General features: G+C 37.1%; 14 protein-coding genes. 8 read left to right on the forward strand and 6 right to left on the reverse strand.

The features are described from left to right. Positions 1–166: 166 nt before the first annotated feature. From KYH19_RS10230 to KYH19_RS10240, 3 genes are all read right to left on the reverse strand, one after another. Entirely contained in the window at positions 167–1,048 is an 882-nt protein-coding gene (locus KYH19_RS10230; RefSeq protein ID WP_132397933.1) for an exopolyphosphatase, read from the reverse strand. Next, positions 1,048–3,108 carry a polyphosphate kinase 1 gene (gene ppk1 / locus KYH19_RS10235; protein WP_132397935.1) on the reverse strand — a complete coding sequence of 687 codons (2,061 nt, stop codon included), beginning with the start codon at positions 3,106–3,108 and terminating at the stop codon, positions 1,048–1,050. Before ppk1 ends, KYH19_RS10230 begins: the two co-directional genes overlap by 1 nt. A 99-nt stretch (positions 3,109–3,207) precedes the next feature. After that, a complete protein-coding gene (locus tag KYH19_RS10240) occupies positions 3,208–3,777 on the reverse strand; it encodes a hypothetical protein (RefSeq protein WP_219078623.1) in 570 nt (189 codons plus the stop codon). Between the two features lie 76 nt (positions 3,778–3,853). Here KYH19_RS10240 and KYH19_RS10245 point away from each other — a divergent pair, with 76 nt between their 5' ends. The 4 genes from KYH19_RS10245 to KYH19_RS10260 all read left to right on the forward strand — a co-directional run bounded on the left by KYH19_RS10245 (position 3,854) and on the right by KYH19_RS10260 (position 7,428). Beyond that, positions 3,854–4,345 (forward strand): YajQ family cyclic di-GMP-binding protein, encoded by a 492-nt coding sequence (locus tag KYH19_RS10245; RefSeq protein WP_132397938.1) that lies wholly within the window; start codon positions 3,854–3,856, stop codon positions 4,343–4,345. 128 nt (positions 4,346–4,473) lie between these two features. After that, the gene (locus KYH19_RS10250) at positions 4,474–4,917 is read left to right on the forward strand and encodes a GNAT family N-acetyltransferase (protein WP_219078624.1); all 444 of its coding nucleotides are present in this window, start codon (positions 4,474–4,476) and stop codon (positions 4,915–4,917) included. Between the two features lie 62 nt (positions 4,918–4,979). After that, the gene (locus tag KYH19_RS10255) at positions 4,980–5,576 is read left to right on the forward strand and encodes a DUF4142 domain-containing protein (RefSeq protein WP_121284956.1); all 597 of its coding nucleotides are present in this window, start codon (positions 4,980–4,982) and stop codon (positions 5,574–5,576) included. A 238-nt stretch (positions 5,577–5,814) separates the two neighbouring features. Then, positions 5,815–7,428 (forward strand): S8 family peptidase, encoded by a 1,614-nt coding sequence (locus tag KYH19_RS10260; RefSeq protein ID WP_219078625.1) that lies wholly within the window; start codon positions 5,815–5,817, stop codon positions 7,426–7,428. Between the two features lie 152 nt (positions 7,429–7,580). Here KYH19_RS10260 and KYH19_RS10265 read toward each other — a convergent pair whose 3' ends face one another. The 3 genes from KYH19_RS10265 to recQ all read right to left on the reverse strand — a co-directional run bounded on the left by KYH19_RS10265 (position 7,581) and on the right by recQ (position 11,413). Next, entirely contained in the window at positions 7,581–8,297 is a 717-nt protein-coding gene (locus tag KYH19_RS10265; protein WP_219078626.1) for a YqjF family protein, read from the reverse strand. Between the two features lie 2 nt (positions 8,298–8,299). Beyond that, positions 8,300–9,112 (reverse strand): 3-deoxy-8-phosphooctulonate synthase, encoded by an 813-nt coding sequence (kdsA, locus tag KYH19_RS10270; RefSeq protein WP_193420913.1) that lies wholly within the window; start codon positions 9,110–9,112, stop codon positions 8,300–8,302. Positions 9,113–9,223: 111 nt separating this feature from the next. Beyond that, positions 9,224–11,413 (reverse strand): DNA helicase RecQ, encoded by a 2,190-nt coding sequence (recQ, locus tag KYH19_RS10275; protein ID WP_219078918.1) that lies wholly within the window; start codon positions 11,411–11,413, stop codon positions 9,224–9,226. Positions 11,414–11,504: 91 nt separating this feature from the next. Here recQ and KYH19_RS10280 point away from each other — a divergent pair, with 91 nt between their 5' ends. The 4 genes from KYH19_RS10280 to KYH19_RS10295 all read left to right on the forward strand — a co-directional run bounded on the left by KYH19_RS10280 (position 11,505) and on the right by KYH19_RS10295 (position 15,784). Beyond that, a complete protein-coding gene (locus tag KYH19_RS10280) occupies positions 11,505–12,473 on the forward strand; it encodes an SIS domain-containing protein (RefSeq protein ID WP_193420915.1) in 969 nt (322 codons plus the stop codon). 15 nt (positions 12,474–12,488) lie between these two features. Then, positions 12,489–13,580, forward strand: coding sequence for a mannose-1-phosphate guanylyltransferase (locus tag KYH19_RS10285; RefSeq protein ID WP_193420917.1), 1,092 nt, complete (start codon positions 12,489–12,491; stop codon positions 13,578–13,580). Positions 13,581–13,984: 404 nt separating this feature from the next. Continuing rightward, on the forward strand, positions 13,985–14,560 hold the full coding sequence (locus tag KYH19_RS10290; RefSeq protein ID WP_219078627.1) for an RNA polymerase sigma factor: 576 nt from the start codon (positions 13,985–13,987) through the stop codon (positions 14,558–14,560). Between the two features lie 69 nt (positions 14,561–14,629). Further along, the gene (locus KYH19_RS10295) at positions 14,630–15,784 is read left to right on the forward strand and encodes a FecR family protein (protein WP_219078628.1); all 1,155 of its coding nucleotides are present in this window, start codon (positions 14,630–14,632) and stop codon (positions 15,782–15,784) included. The last annotated feature ends 7 nt before the right edge of the window (positions 15,785–15,791 follow it).

Consider the following 15,791-nt stretch of genomic DNA (forward strand, 5'->3'; position numbering starts at 1 on the left):
CTTACTAAATTAATTAGCAAATATATCATTATATTTTAATCATTCAGGATGTTAATATAGTAAGTTTATACACGCACATTAAACGGCTTCTTTTAGCGTATTTAAATATACTATCAGCCAGCCATTTATCATTAAACGATTGCCAGACTTGTATGAGATGATTTCTCTAATCCAGCTTCTCTTCTATCAATAATTTAATAATCCCATCAGCCATTCCAACTTTAGGTACATAAATCTGTTTTATACCCGTCCACTTCATTAAAGTTAAATAAATTTCGCAAGCGGGGATAATTACATCCGCACGATCGGGATTTAAGCCCAAGGTATTGATCCTTTCTTTCAATGAATAACTGGTTAATTTATTATACATCGAATTTAATTTCTGTAACGATAAAGGCGCATTTTCCTTCTCATCCGACATGCGGAACAATTTATTAATATTGCCACCGGTGCCTATACCAGCTAAGTGTTTATATTCTTTTGTATGCTCTTTTACCCAATCTTTCATCTCTTCCCAGGTTTCTTCCTTATCCTGATTGTCGAGCATTCTGATTGTACCAATATTAAATGATCTTGATACTTCCGGAGTACCCTTTACAAAAACAGATAATTCGGTGCTACCCCCACCCACATCAATATACAGGTAGTTTTTATTTTCGTCTAATTCTTCTTCAATATGGTTGGCATAAATAATATTCGCTTCCCGTTGTCCCTCGATAATTTCCAGGGTAACGTCTGTTTGCTCCTTAATCAGTTTTACAATATCCTGTCCGTTGCTGGCTTCACGCATGGCTGATGTTGCACAAGCCAAATATTCAGAAACATGATACACATCCATCAGGTTTTTAAAAGCTGTCATGGTTTTTACCAGGTCTGCAGATTTTTTCTCCGAAATATATTGATCCAGGAACGCATCATCTCCCAAACGGAGTGGCACACGTATCAGGGTGTTCTTTTTGTATTTATATTTTCCGTCCTGTTTGCTAATATCTGCAATGAGTAACCTCACCGCATTCGAACCGATATCTATAGCTGCGTATCTTAACATTATGATTGATGCTTGGTTTTTAAATAGTTGTAGATGTCTACCTGTGCCCTTATTTTTTTACTTAATCTGTTTTTATGGTATTTGTTATTGTTTAAGGCATTAATTTGCCTCGATTTGGTATTGTCTTGCAGCTGCAGGTCAATAATGTCTTGGATCTCCTGTTTAACATCATGATCCAGAACTGGAAAACCTACTTCCACGCGGTGCTCGAAATTTCTGCTCATTAAATCTGCAGAGGATAAATACATATCGTTTTTACCATTATTACCGAAGATATAAACCCGGGCATGCTCCAAAAACTTATCGATAATACTAATAGCAGTGATATTTTCGCTAAAACCTTTCACGCCTGGCACCAGGCAGCAGATACCGCGTATAATAAGCTGAATTTTAACCCCGGCATTGCTCGCATCGTAAAGTTTGGAAATAATGCCTTCATCAGCTAAACTGTTTACCTTTAACATGATATATGCAAGTTTACCTTGTTTAGCATTTCTGATTTCGCGGTTGATAAAATTAACCAGTTTAGAGCGGCTCTCCAGTGGAGAAACAATTAAGTGCCTGAAGCCTTTGGTTACCGTACGCTTGCTCAATGCATCAAAAAGTTTGACCAGATCATTGGTAATCTCTTTCTTTGCCGTAAAAATGCTATGATCGCAGTATAAACCTGCAGTTTTCTCATTAAAATTCCCCGTAGCTAAATTGGCGTAGTAAACCGGCTTATCCTTTTCAATCCGTTTAACCAGACAAATTTTAGAGTGTACTTTGTAATCTGTTAAACCGTAATTTACTTTAACCCCCTCTTCCATTAAACGGCTTGTCCAGTAAATGTTGGCCTGTTCATCAAAGCGGGCCTTAAGTTCTAATAAAACAGAAACAGCCTTTCCATTTTTAGCAGCGTTAATTAAGGCATTGATTACTTTCGAGTTTTCAGCTAAGCGATATAAAGTAATCTGTATCTCCGTAACCTTTGGATCAAGGGCTGCCTCACGCAAAAATAAAATGATATAATCGTACGATTGGTATGGCAAATTCACCAAATAATCGCGCTGAGCAACTTTATTGAACATGCTTTGGGTTCTATGCAGATCGTGCACCTTAAGCGGTACGTTCGGTGCATATTCCAATTCTTTTTTACCCACATTCGGGAAAGCGATAAAATCGCCAAACTTATGGTAACGGTTACCTGGGATTAAACTATCTGCCTCTAGCTTGAGTTTGTTTACCAAAACGGTAAGCATATTAAGTGGCATGGCCGAATCATAAAGCAGGCGCATTGGTTTGCCTTTTTTGCGTTTCTCTAAACTGCTTTTTAAATCTTCGATAAACTTATCATTAATGTTTTTATCAATATCCAGTTCGGCATCCCGTGTTAACTGGATCGAATAAGCCTCTAAATTATCGTAAGTAAAAACATAGAAGATATCATCTAAACAATACCTGATGATATCTTCAGCAAGAATAATAAACTTTAGGTCGTTTGTTTCCGGCAGCACCAAAAACCGGGGTAAATTAGGCGGAATTTCTATTAATGCATACTTTTCTCTAACTTTTGTATCCTTTTTAGAAAGTTTAACAAAGAAATATAGATACCGGTCTTTCAGTTCTGGAAATGGTTTATCCATATCCAGCATAATCGGAACCACATTTGATAAAATCTTATCCCTGAAATGATTTTTAACGAATTCTCCCCTGCTTACATTCAGTTGAGTATCGTTTAAAATAAAAATCCTGTTTTGAGCAAGTTCGTTAATTAAAGTAGCCTGAAAAAGCTGGTCGAACTTTCTTTCCTGTTTTACAACAATATTTTTAATCTCATTCAGAATTTTCTTTGGATTAAATCCCAAAAGTGCCTTAGCCTTATCGTTCAGATTGGTTAACCGGGTCATGGTAGCCACCCTAACACGATAAAACTCTTCTAAATTGGAAGAAAATATAGATAGAAATTTAATCCGTTCAATCAGCGGAACTGTTTCATCGGCCGCTTCTTGCAATACACGTTCATTAAAGTAAAGCCAACTGATTTCGCGGTTAAAAAATGGAATCTTCTTATTACTCATTTAAAAAAATAAAAAATCCCTGCCAAACAGGGATGTTCAAAACTGCACATTAATTTGTTAAATCGATGTTAATTCATTTACATGTTAACGTTAACAAATTTATTTTCCGGCAGGATTTTTTACTACTTTCTTAACCGCAGGGGCAGCTTTCGCAACCGTTTTTTTAACAACCTCATTAGCCGTTTCCGGCGCTTTACTTACTGCTTTTTTAGCTACTTTAGTGGCTTCTTTAACAGCCTCTTTTGCTGTCACCACTGATTTTGCCAATACCTTTTCTGCTTTTTCTTCAGTTTCTATTGCGGCAACTTTAATGCTTTGCACTACTGGTTTTGCCTTCGCAACAGCTTTTTTAACTACTTTTTCAGCAGATTTTTCAGATTTACTTATCGCTTTGGCAGCAGGTTTTTCCGCTGCTTTTGCTTTCTCTTTAGATGCATGTAACAAATCATCAATTTTTTGTCCCACATCTGCTTTTACAATGGTAAATTTTTTGGTTAATTTTTTAGCCACCCGCTTACTTGCCTTCCCAACCTCCGTACTAATTTCCGATACATCATGACCTAAACTTTTAATTACTTCTAAAAACTTATCCGTGATAGACTGCTCAAGTTGTTTTTTAACTTCTTTTTTCGTGATCTTTTTTTGAGAATTTGGTTTAGTGGTTTTCATATTATTTTTCGTTTTTTTGTGAGGATGGATTAATTTCTATTAAATCTACTTATTTTTTTACTTTAAAGCTAAAACCATGCCTTCTTTTGATATTGTAAGTAAAGTTGATGCGCAAACATTAGACAACGCCATTAACAATGCTAAAAAAGAAATCCTTAACCGATTCGACTTTAACGGATCGAAAAGCACCATCGATCTGGATAAAAAAACAAATGTGGTAACCATTGTTACTGAAGATGATATGCGATTAAAAGCAATCGAAGATTCCATTATTTCGCGGATGATGAAACAGAATTTAGATCCAAAAAGTTTAGACTTTGGCGACGAGCATCAGGCCTCAGGCAACATGATCAGAAAAGAAATCAGCATAAAAGAAGGATTGGATAAAGAAGCAGCGAAAAAAGTGGTGGCGAAAATCAAAGCCAGCGGCTTAAAAGTTCAACCATCTATTATGGATGATCAGGTTCGGGTTACCGCAAAGAAAATTGATGACTTGCAGGCCGTGATCAGCCTTTGTAGAAATGAAGATTTTGATCAGCCACTGCAGTTTATTAATATGCGTAACTAGAAAGGCTTAATTATCTGAACTGGTTAATCGGTTAACTGCGGAAGAAGCTTAGAAAACTTAGCTAATTCTTAAAGTGAATTTGAAAGAATTCACTCCTTTAATCATTCAAAACGCAATCATTAATCAAAATGGAAATCAGCGAAAACGGTTTTATATTTTCAGATAAAAAGGAGCTTTTAGATCCTGAAGCCATACATCATTATTTAAGTGTAGAATCTTATTGGGCAAAGGGCATTCCGCTGGATACGGTAAAACGTTCTATAGAAAATTCGCTATGTTTTGGAATTTATAAAGACCAGGAACAGGTAGGTTTTGCGCGATGGATAACCGATAAGGCTACTTTTGCATGGCTTTGTGATGTTTATGTCAAAGAAAACTACCGCGGCTTGGGTCTATCGAAAAAACTGATGTCGTTTATGATTTTTCATCCTGATTTACAGGGATTGAGGTCATATCGCTTAGGCACTTTGGATGCACATGGATTGTACAAGCAATTTGGTTTTGAACCAGTGGAAAATCCGGAGCGTTTAATGGCTATTGTTATCAAAAATCCATATGGAGTAGCACAATAACCCTTACAACAAAAACCTTTTTCCAATGCTCTTGTTTCTAATCTATTAAATATAGAGAAAACATGAAAAAGATATTTTTATTGTCAACAGCTTTTGCCTTGGCACTTTCCTTTCAGGCTTGTCAAACTGCAGATAAAAAATCGGCTACTACAAAAGACAGCGTTTCTGGCGATACCACCATGGTAAATGGTAACCACGTTGCTGGTTCCGAAAGTACTGAATCTGGCATTGATGAGGCAGGCGCTACCTTTTTAAGAAAAGCAGCTGTAGGTGGTATTATGGAAGTTGAAGCAGCGAAGATTGCAGCAAAAAATGCGAAAAGTACCGAAGTAAAAGATTTCGCGGCTAAAATGCTTGCCGACCATACCAAAGCGAATGCAGAATTAAAAGCGTTGGCAGTAAACAAAAAAGTGATTACTCCTGATGCACTGCCTGCCGATGAGCAGATCCATTTGGATGGAATGAAAAAAATGACCGGTACAGCATTTGATAAACATTATATGGCTATGATGGTTACCGATCATGAAAAAACAGTGGCATTATTTAAACAGGGGATTGAAAACCGTGACCAAAGCATTAAAGAATGGGCTACGAATACTTTAAAAGTAATTGAATCACATGATGAAATGGCTAAGAAGATTGCAGCCGGATTAAAATAGAGTAAGGTAATTTTTTTTAGATCGGTCGTCATTTCGAGCGGAGTGCAATAAGGTCGAGGAATCTGTTCAGATAGATCTCCCCACTCTTTGGTGCTCGGATCGAGGTGACGGCTTTTTTTATTAAAAACTGCTAATAAAGCTCAGCAATAAAATAGCTGGAAAGCATTAAATTTTAATAGAATTTCTTTCAATAAAAAAATTAAAATTAACTTTCACCGTTTAATACAAAAATACATAAATGAATAAGAGTAGAATTTTTAGCGCGCTATTAAGCATTGCGTTCGTAAGTGCAGTACCAACTTTGGCCAATGCGCAAAAAGCCAATTGGCAAAACCTTGATCTTAAAAGTGATAGCACTTTCGGAATCAGCACCGAAAAAGCATATAAAGAACTTTTAAAAGGTAAAAAATCTGTTAAAGTAATTGTAGCCGTAAATGATGGCGGTGTAGAAGCTACACACGAGGATTTAAAACGGATTATGTGGGTAAATACCAAAGAGATAGCTGGCAATGGTAAGGATGATGACAAGAATGGCTATATCGATGATATTAATGGCTGGAACTTTATTGGTGGCCCTAAAGAATCTGTAAACTTCGAAACTTTAGAATTAACCCGTTTAGTTCGTCGCGACCAGGTACGTTTTGCCAATACCACAGATGCGAATGTAGCAGAAAAAGATAAAAAAGATTTCGAGGTTTTTAAAGCAGAAAGAGCCGATTTAGAAAAACAATTAGCGGAAGCTAAAGGAAATTTGGCAGGTATTACTGGTTTTAAAAATGCTTTAGATGCAGTAGTAAAGAAAATCGGTAAAGAAAATCCAACCGCAGAAGATTTTAAAAACTTTAAACCAGCTACTGAGGTTGAGGGCAGGATCCAAAATGTACTAAGTCAACAATTAGAAAAAGGCAGTTTTAAAGATTTTTACGAAGATCAAATTGTAGAAGGATTCGATTATTATACACGCCAGGCCAAATACAACTTAAATATTGATTATGATCCACGCTCCATAGTTGGCGATGATCCAAACAACCCTAAGGAAAAATTTTATGGCAATAACGATGTTGCAGGTCCTGATGCTATGCACGGCACGCACGTTGCTGGTATTATTGCAGCTGACAGAACCAACAAACTTGGTATTTTAGGTGTAGCAGATAATGTTGCCATTATGGGAGTTCGTTGTACGCCAAATGGTGATGAAAGAGATAAAGATGTGGCAAATGCAATCCGTTATGCGGTTGATAATGGCGCAAAAGTAATTAACATGAGTTTTGGTAAAGCTTATAGCTGGGATAAAGCTATCGTTAACGAAGCGATGAAATATGCTGCATCTAAAGATGTACTGATTGTTCAGGCTGCAGGTAACGAAAACAAAAATATCGATGTCGAAAATAATTTCCCTAACCATAAAGATTTAGATGAAAAAACCATTGCTTCATGGATTACCGTTGGTGCTTCAGGTCCTCAAGACGATGAAACACTAAAAGCCAGTTTCTCTAACTTTGGTAAAACACAGGTTGATGTTTTCGCTCCTGGTGTTCAGATTTACTCTACCGTACCGGGTTCTAAATACAAAAACTTAGATGGAACGAGTATGGCCTCTCCTGTTGTGGCTGGTTTAGCCGGATTAATCCGTTCTTATTACCCTAAATTGACGGCGGCGCAAGTAAAAGAAATTATCGTTAAATCGGTTACTAAAGTGAACCACAATGTAGAATATGCTAAAGGCGAAGGACCAGATGCCGAAAAAGTTTCTGTTCCTTTTTCTGATCTTTGTATCAGTGGCGGAGTTGTAAACACTTACAATGCATTAAAATTAGCGGCAACTTATTCAGGTAAAGCAGTTGCTAAATAATCTTTCTGTTATCCTAAACGAGTTTAATATTTAGAGAAGTCAAGTTTTAAAAACTTGACTTCTCTTGTTTTAAGCCAATACTTTATCTGTTATCTGCGCGGAAATTATCATAAAATATAACGCAACACACCAACCATTATTAGGTAATCAGATTAGAACTTTTTCCCTTTTAAAACCCTGATTTCTGATCCTTCTGCAAGAATTACAGAATCGGGAGTAGCATTATTTAAGAAAGCGAAATCATCACCATAATTAATTCCAAAATCCACATTAATTTTATAATCCTTGATGGGATATGCTTGCCAGCGCGGATGTTCAACACCATATTCAGAGGTTTTATTTACTCCGATTTTGGTATAACCCCAATAATGTTCAGTAATAAATTCTTCCTCGCTGCCAGCCAAAATATCCTCAGCCTTTGATGTAGCAGTAACCTCAAAACTATTCCAATTTCTGTTTTTCCAGGAATACGCTACTTCCAGTTGATCTTTCTGTTCAACCCAAAGGTGTTTCATGGCCAGTGTTTGATAGTTTTCTTTATAAAGGGCATTGGCTACAAAAGTGATAGCAGGCTTTGGTACAAATTCTTTAATAAATACAACGCCTCGTTTCCAAATGCCGCCATCTTTAAATTTGACGTAAAACCTCAGGTTAACTTCTTCAAAGTTAGTATGGAAAGGGATATTAAAACCACGCAATTTTACATCCACAAACATAAATCCCACTAAACTCACGTAATATTTGCCCTGCCAATCATCCAGTATGGTATGCGGAGGCAGGTAATTCGAAAGTATTTCTTTATCTACCGCATACTGTGCCAAAGCTAGTTTGCGCCATTCAGCAGTAAGAAAAACTTTCGGATTATTCAAAATTACAGTATGGCTTGTCTGATTCTAATCAGTTTGGTTAAAGTTTCTTCCAGCAGGTCTAAATGAAGCATATTTGCTCCATCTGATTTTGCATTTGCAGGATCAGGATGCGTTTCGATAAATAAACCATCTGCACCAACTGCAATTGCTGCTTTGGCAATGGTTGAGATCAACTCTGGTTTACCTCCGGTTACACCGCTACTTTGATTGGGTTGCTGTAACGAGTGTGTACAATCCATCACTACAGGAACGCCAAAACTTTGCATCTCTGGTAATCCACGATAATCAACTATCAGGTCCTGATAACCAAAAGTATTACCTCTATCAGTCAAAATGACTTTGTCGTTCCCAGCTTCTTTTACTTTTTCTACTGCAAATTTCATTGAACCTGCAGAAAGGAATTGGCCCTTTTTAACGTTAACTACTTTTCCGGTTTCTGCAGCGGCAATTAATAAATCGGTTTGGCGGCATAAAAACGCTGGGATTTGCAATACATCTACATAAGCAGCGGCCATTGCCGCCTCAGCGCTTTCATGGATATCGGTAACAGTTGGAACACCAAATTCTCTACCGATTCTTTCTAAAATGCGCAAAGCTTTTTCATCGCCAATACCTGTAAAAGAACTTCCTTTACTTCTGTTTGCCTTGCGGTACGAACCCTTAAAAATATATGGGATCTGCAGTTTATCGGTAATCGTAATGATTTTTTCAGCAATTCTCATGGCAATATCCTCGCCTTCAATAGCACATGGACCCGCCATTAAAAAGAAATTCCCTGAATCTGTATTTTTTAATTTATCTAAATAGTTTAACATGTAAAATGTATTATGGAAGATGGAAAATGTATAAACTAAAATCTATAATAGAAAATGGGACGGATAAGCAGATACATCATCCATCTTACCTCTCCCATCTTCCATCAATCTTTAGTTTCCTAATTCTGACATGAATTTAATGCGCATCAATTGAATTTCTTCTCGGGTATAATCGGTTTCGCCCAATTCATTAAGTGCTTCATCTATAGAATCGCTTTCTGCTGCCCTGAAATAATCAAAAACCTCATCCTGTCTGTCATCATCAATTACCTCATCAATGAAATAGTTAAGGTTAAGTTTAGTACCAGAGTTTACAATCGATTCTACTTCTTTCAGGATTTCTTCGTAAGTAATGCCTTTCGAATCAGCAATGTCTTCCAAGCCGATCTGTCTGTCGATATTCTGAATGATCGAAACTTTCATTTGCGATTTATTGGCCTGAGTTTTAATAATCAGATCAATAGGACGTTCGATATCATTATCCTCGACATATTTTTTGATCAATTCGATAAAAGGCGTACCGAATTTCATCGCTTTACCTGAACCTACACCAGAAATCTGGCGAAGTTCTTCCATGGTAATCGGGTAATGTGTACACATTTCCTCTAACGATGGGTCTTGAAAAACGACAAACGGCGGAACACTTTTTTGCTTCGCAATTTTTTTACGCAGCTCTTTAAGTAAGGATAAAAGATGGGTATCTAAAGCTCCGGTGCCATGTTTTACATCATCATCATCATCGTCGGCACCATTCTCTATTGGTTCATTCAGGATGAATTTAAGGCTATAAGGATTAACAATAAAATCTCTCCCTTGCTTGGTTAACTTTAATAAACCATAATTATCAATATCCTTAAACAGGTAATTATTTAAAACAGCCTGGCGGATAATTGATTTCCACATCAACTCACCTTCTTCTTTGCCAATTCCAAATTCAGGAACCTTACTATGTTCGTATGCAATGGTTTGTGCCGTTTCTAAGCCTAAGAAAACGTTTAGCAAGTGTGCATCGTCGAATTTTTCTCCCGATTTCTCAATAAACTTTAATACAGTTGATAACTGGCTTTCAGCATCAAATTGTTTTTTAGGCTTTTTGCAGTTATCACACATGCAGTTACAGCCTGTTTCGTTAAAGTTTTCGCCGAAATAATGAAGGATCTGCTTACGGCGGCAAACGCCAGATTCTGCATAATCTATCACTTCCTTTAATATTTGTGTGCCAATTTCTCTTTCCGAAACCGGCTTATCTTTCATAAACTTAGCCAGCTTATCTACATCTTTTTGAGAGTAGAAAGCAATACACACGCCTTCGCCGCCATCACGCCCGGCCCTGCCAGTCTCCTGGTAATAGCCTTCCATACTTTTAGGCACATCGTGGTGAATTACAAAGCGAACATCAGGTTTATCGATCCCCATACCAAAAGCGATAGTTGCCACAATCACCTCAGCATCTTCCATCAAAAATTTATCCTGTGTTTCAGCCCGTATTTTTGGATCTAAACCAGCGTGATAAGGCAAAGCACTGATTCCATTTAGGTTTAAAGCTTCGGCCACCTCTTCAACCTTTTTACGGCTAAGGCAATAGATAATCCCCGATTTACCCGGATTAGATTTTATGTATTTAATAATCTCTTTTGCAATGTCTCTTTTAGGGCGGATTTCATAAAATAAGTTCGGCCTGTTAAATGATGATTTAAACAACGTTGCCTCCATCATTCCAAGATTCTTCATAATATCCTGTTGAACCTTGGGAGTAGCAGTGGCAGTTAGTGCAATAATTGGAATGTTATTTCCTAATCCAGCAATAACCTGTTTAATTTTACGGTATTCTGGTCTGAAATCGTGCCCCCATTCAGAGATACAATGAGCTTCATCAACAGCAACAAAAGAAATTTTAATCAGATTTAAAAATTCAATATTGTCCTGCTTCGCCAGAGATTCGGGCGCAACATACAACAATTTAGTCTGCCCGCTTAAGAGGTCAGATTTAACTTGAGTAATTTCAGATTTGTTTAAGGATGAATTAAGAAAGTGAGCAATACTGTCATTTCCACCGAAAGCCCTTAACTGGTCTACCTGGTTTTTCATCAATGCGATTAGTGGAGAGATCACAATTGCTGTTCCCTCGCTCATTAAAGCGGGTAACTGATAGCATATAGACTTCCCTCCGCCTGTAGGCATAATAACAAAAGTATTGTTGCCCTCTAAAATATTGGTAATGATCGACTCCTGATCACCCTTGAAATTATCAAACCCAAAGAAATTTTGAAGGTTATCAAATAACGACTTTTTCACGTCCATTTTGTGTAATAAAATATGCGATGCTATTTTTGTATCCAAAATAACATAATTTTACAAGAATTTCAAGTATTAACAAACAATTATTTTCTCTTTGAAAAGTAAAAAATCAATAATCCAATCAGCTATAAGCACATTAGAGCTTGAAGCAGCAGCCATATTAAATGTTGCTAAGAACATAAACGCTGATTTTGAAAAGGTCGTATCAAGCATCTTACATAGTAAAGGGCGGGTAATTGTTACAGGTATAGGGAAAAGTGCAATCATTGCTCAAAAAATGGTGGCCACTTTTAATTCAACTGGTACACCTGCTATTTTTATGCATGCTGCAGATGCTATTCATGGCGACTTAGGGATGATCCAGCTTGATGATATTGTAATTTGCCTGTCTAAAAGTGGAAATACGCCAGAAATAAAAGTGCTTACCCCCTTGTTAAAAACAGCTGGCAATCTTTTGATCGGGATGGTTGGAGAATTGAATTCTTTTTTAGCAGAGCAAGCCGATCTGGTTTTGAATACTTCTTTCGAAAAAGAAGCTTGTCCGCATAATTTGGCGCCCACTACCAGTACAACGGCTCAATTGGCCTTAGGTGATGCTTTAGCGATCTGTTTATTGGAATGCCGGGATTTTAACGAATCAGATTTTGCAAAGTATCACCCGGGAGGATCACTGGGAAAAAAATTATATTTAAAAGCCAGGGACCTTGCCCTATCAAACGAAAAACCTTCCATACATCCATCAGCTCCGGTTAAAGATGTGTTAATAGAAATTAGTAAAAACCGTTTGGGTGCTGTTGTTGTTGTTGATAACGATGAGAACGTGCTAGGCATTATTACCGATGGTGATATCAGGAGGATGTTAGAAAATAACAATTCTATTGCAAACCTAAAAGCCGAAGATATAATGGGCAAAACACCAAAGAGCATACAATTCGATGCTTTAGCGGTTGATGCATTAGACATTATTAAGCAAAATAACATCACACAATTGCTAGTTCTGGAACAAAATACTTACTTTGGCATCATCCATTTACACGATCTCCTGAACGAAGGAATAGTGTAATTTTTAAAATAAAAAATGAATAAAGATTATTATGCATTAATTATGGCTGGCGGTGTGGGAAGTCGCTTTTGGCCAGTAAGTAGAACAGAATATCCAAAACAGTTTATCGATTTTTTCGGTGTTGGAAAAACCCTGATTCAAAGCACTTACGAAAGATTTCTAAACATCTGTCCTCCTGAAAATATATTTATCGTTACCAACGAAATTTATGCAGATTTAATTAAAGAGCAATTACCTCAGTTATCAGATAACCAGATTTTGGCGGAACCTTTAATGAGAAATACAGCCCCCTGTGTTGCTTATGGAAGTTTAAAAATTGCTGAATTAAACCCGAATGCAACTATTGTGGTTGCTCCATCAGATCATACCATTGCGAATATTGATGGATTTGTAGCATCTATTGAGCAATCTCTAGAAGCTGCATCAAAAAATGATTGTTTAATCACATTGGGTATTAAACCAAATCGCCCGGATACAGGTTATGGTTATATTCAGCACACTGATTATGTTCTCAATACTGATACCGATCTGCATAAAGTTAAAACCTTTACCGAAAAGCCAAATTTAGAACTGGCAAAATCATTTTTGCAGAGCGGCGATTTCTTGTGGAATGCCGGAATCTTTATCTGGTCGGCTAAGGCGATATTAAATGCTTTCGAGAAACACCTCCCAGACATGTATGAAATATTTAATATTGGCAGGTCTGAATTAAATAAAGCTGGTGAAAAAGAATTTATAAATAACGCTTATTTCCAATGTACCAATATTTCAATAGATTTCGGAATTATGGAAAAAGCAGAAAATGTTTATGTGCTTCCGTCTGATTTCGGCTGGTCTGATTTAGGAACCTGGGCCTCAATTTATGAAATGGCTGATAAAGATTATGTGGGTAATGCTGTTATTCCTTCAGATCAGGTTCTGATGTTCGATTCATCGAACTGTATGGTGAATGTTCCAAAAGATAAACTGGTTATCCTACAAGGACTGCATGATTACATCGTGGTTGAAAACAACAATATGCTCATGATTTGCCCAAGAAACGAAGAGCAAAGGGTTAAAGAGTTTGTAGCAGAGGTAAAATCCAGATTTGGAACTAAATTCATTTAATAAATAATAGGAGTTGTAAGATGGATGGTGCTGAGCAGTTTCCGCATCATCCATCTTACATTTCCCATCTTATCCTATTGTAGATAGCTTCTGAAACAAGTTAATTGTTGTCCGGTTAAATCTAAACCAATTTACAGAAACGCTACTATTAAGCTAAAAGCACCGTTTAATATCGCATTTGAAAAGGTAAGCCACCTGTTTTCCCATTTTAAAAATTCTTATCAAAATCCGGATGTCCGATTAAAACTATTCATTTATTGAAGTTTGAAAGACGTTTATAAATTGATAGTGATTTCGCGTAGCATCCTGTCTGTTAGGTTTTAAAATTCACTATGGATATTAGAATTATTGCTTCAAACGGTATTTATTGTTACTTTTGAATATGAAAGCATTTATTTGTGAATATGAAAGCATTCGTTCCTGAAAGTGATGACGATCTTCTAAATGCTTTCCATTCAGGAAATAAAGAGGCCTTCGAAATCATTTACGACCGTTACTGGCTGCTGCTTATTCGCCATGCCAACCACATGCTGAATGATGAAGAAGAAGCAAAAGATGTGGTCCAGGAAGTGTTCACCGCCCTGTGGTCAAGATCTGACAGCCTTCCCTCCTATCCCAATTTAGCAGCTTTCCTCTATGCAGTTACGCGTAACAGAATCTTAAACCGCCTGAAACATTTTAAGATAGAAGCTAAATATTTAGCACAGGTAGAGCATATTATTCAGCAGCCTTCGCAAATGCCTGACAGCAGAATGCGGGAACAGGACCTTAAACGTGTGATTGAAGAGGGATTAAACAGCCTGCCACCAAAAATGCGCGAAGTGTTTGAATTGAGCAGAAAACAGCATAAAACACATAAAGAAATTGCTGAACAATTAAATATCTCTGATAAAACTGTAAAAAAGCAAATAAATAATGCTTTGCGCATTCTTAAAAGTAAAATGGGTGATTCATTTAATATTTTCTTAACTTTTTTTTAATTCTGTCTACTACCAAGCCCTTCTTTAGTTGTTATCACTGTAATTAGCCACAGTAAGCGCAAATAAAGGATGGAAAATCATCAGAATGACCACAATAATTTACTTAAAAAGTATCAACTGGGAATTTGCACGCCAGAAGAGAAGGAAATTATTGAATATTTATATGTTTTTTCGGCCAATTCTGCAAAAAAGGAAGGAAAATTTATTGAGGATGGTCCGCTTCGCAATGAGATCTGGAGAAGAGTGCTATCTGTTAATGGCATAAAAGATTTTGAGAAACAAAATACGGTAACATCTCCACAAATACGTAGACCTGCGCTGTGGAAAAAAATATCCATTGCGGCAGCATTATGTATTGCGGTTGGAACTGCAATTTTTTATGTAGTAAAAACGCAGCAGAAGCAACAACAGGTAGTTTATACCAAAGATATTGGACCCGGAAAAAATAATGCTACACTTACACTCCCTGATGGAAAAGTCATCATACTTTCTGATGCCCATACTGGTGAGTTAGCAAAAGAACAAGGGGTAGTTATCCGCAAAACCAGCAACGGAAAAATTGTGTACGAAGTAGTTGACCAGGGTACAGTCGGTAACAATCAAATCAATACCCTGTCTACTTTACGCGGACAAAATTATGAAGTGCGTTTGCCTGATGGAACCAAAGTGATCCTAAACGCGGCTTCTTCCATCAAATACCCTTCATCCTTCCTCGGGGCACTCAACCGTAAAGTAGAATTAACAGGGGAAGCATATTTTGAGGTAGCAAAAGATAGAGTCCATCCCTTTCTTGTATCCAGTAAAGGACAAACGGTGGAAGTATTGGGTACCCACTTTAATATTTCGGCCTATCCTGATGATCATCTTTCTAAAACTACACTCCTGGAAGGAAGCGTAAAAATCAACAACCAGTTACTAAAGCCCAATGAGCAGTTTATACGCTCGGCCACAACAGAACAAATTGTAGCTGTAAACACTGATGAGGCCGTTGCCTGGACACAGGGCTACTTTATGTTTAATGATGAACCCCTGGAAAATATCCTGTCAAGAATTTCCCGATGGTACAATGTGGAGATCATTTATAAAAACCAGGAGATTAAGAAAAAGAAGTTCCTGGGTAGTATAACCAAGTACGACCAGCTCTCTAAAACATTGAACCTTCTGGCCAAGACCAAAGATGTATCATTCGAAATTACCGGAAATAAGGTTTTCGTTGATCATTAAAAGGCTT

Source organism: Pedobacter sp. D749, assembly GCF_019317285.1.
Taxonomy (GTDB): Bacteria; Bacteroidota; Bacteroidia; order Sphingobacteriales; family Sphingobacteriaceae; genus Pedobacter.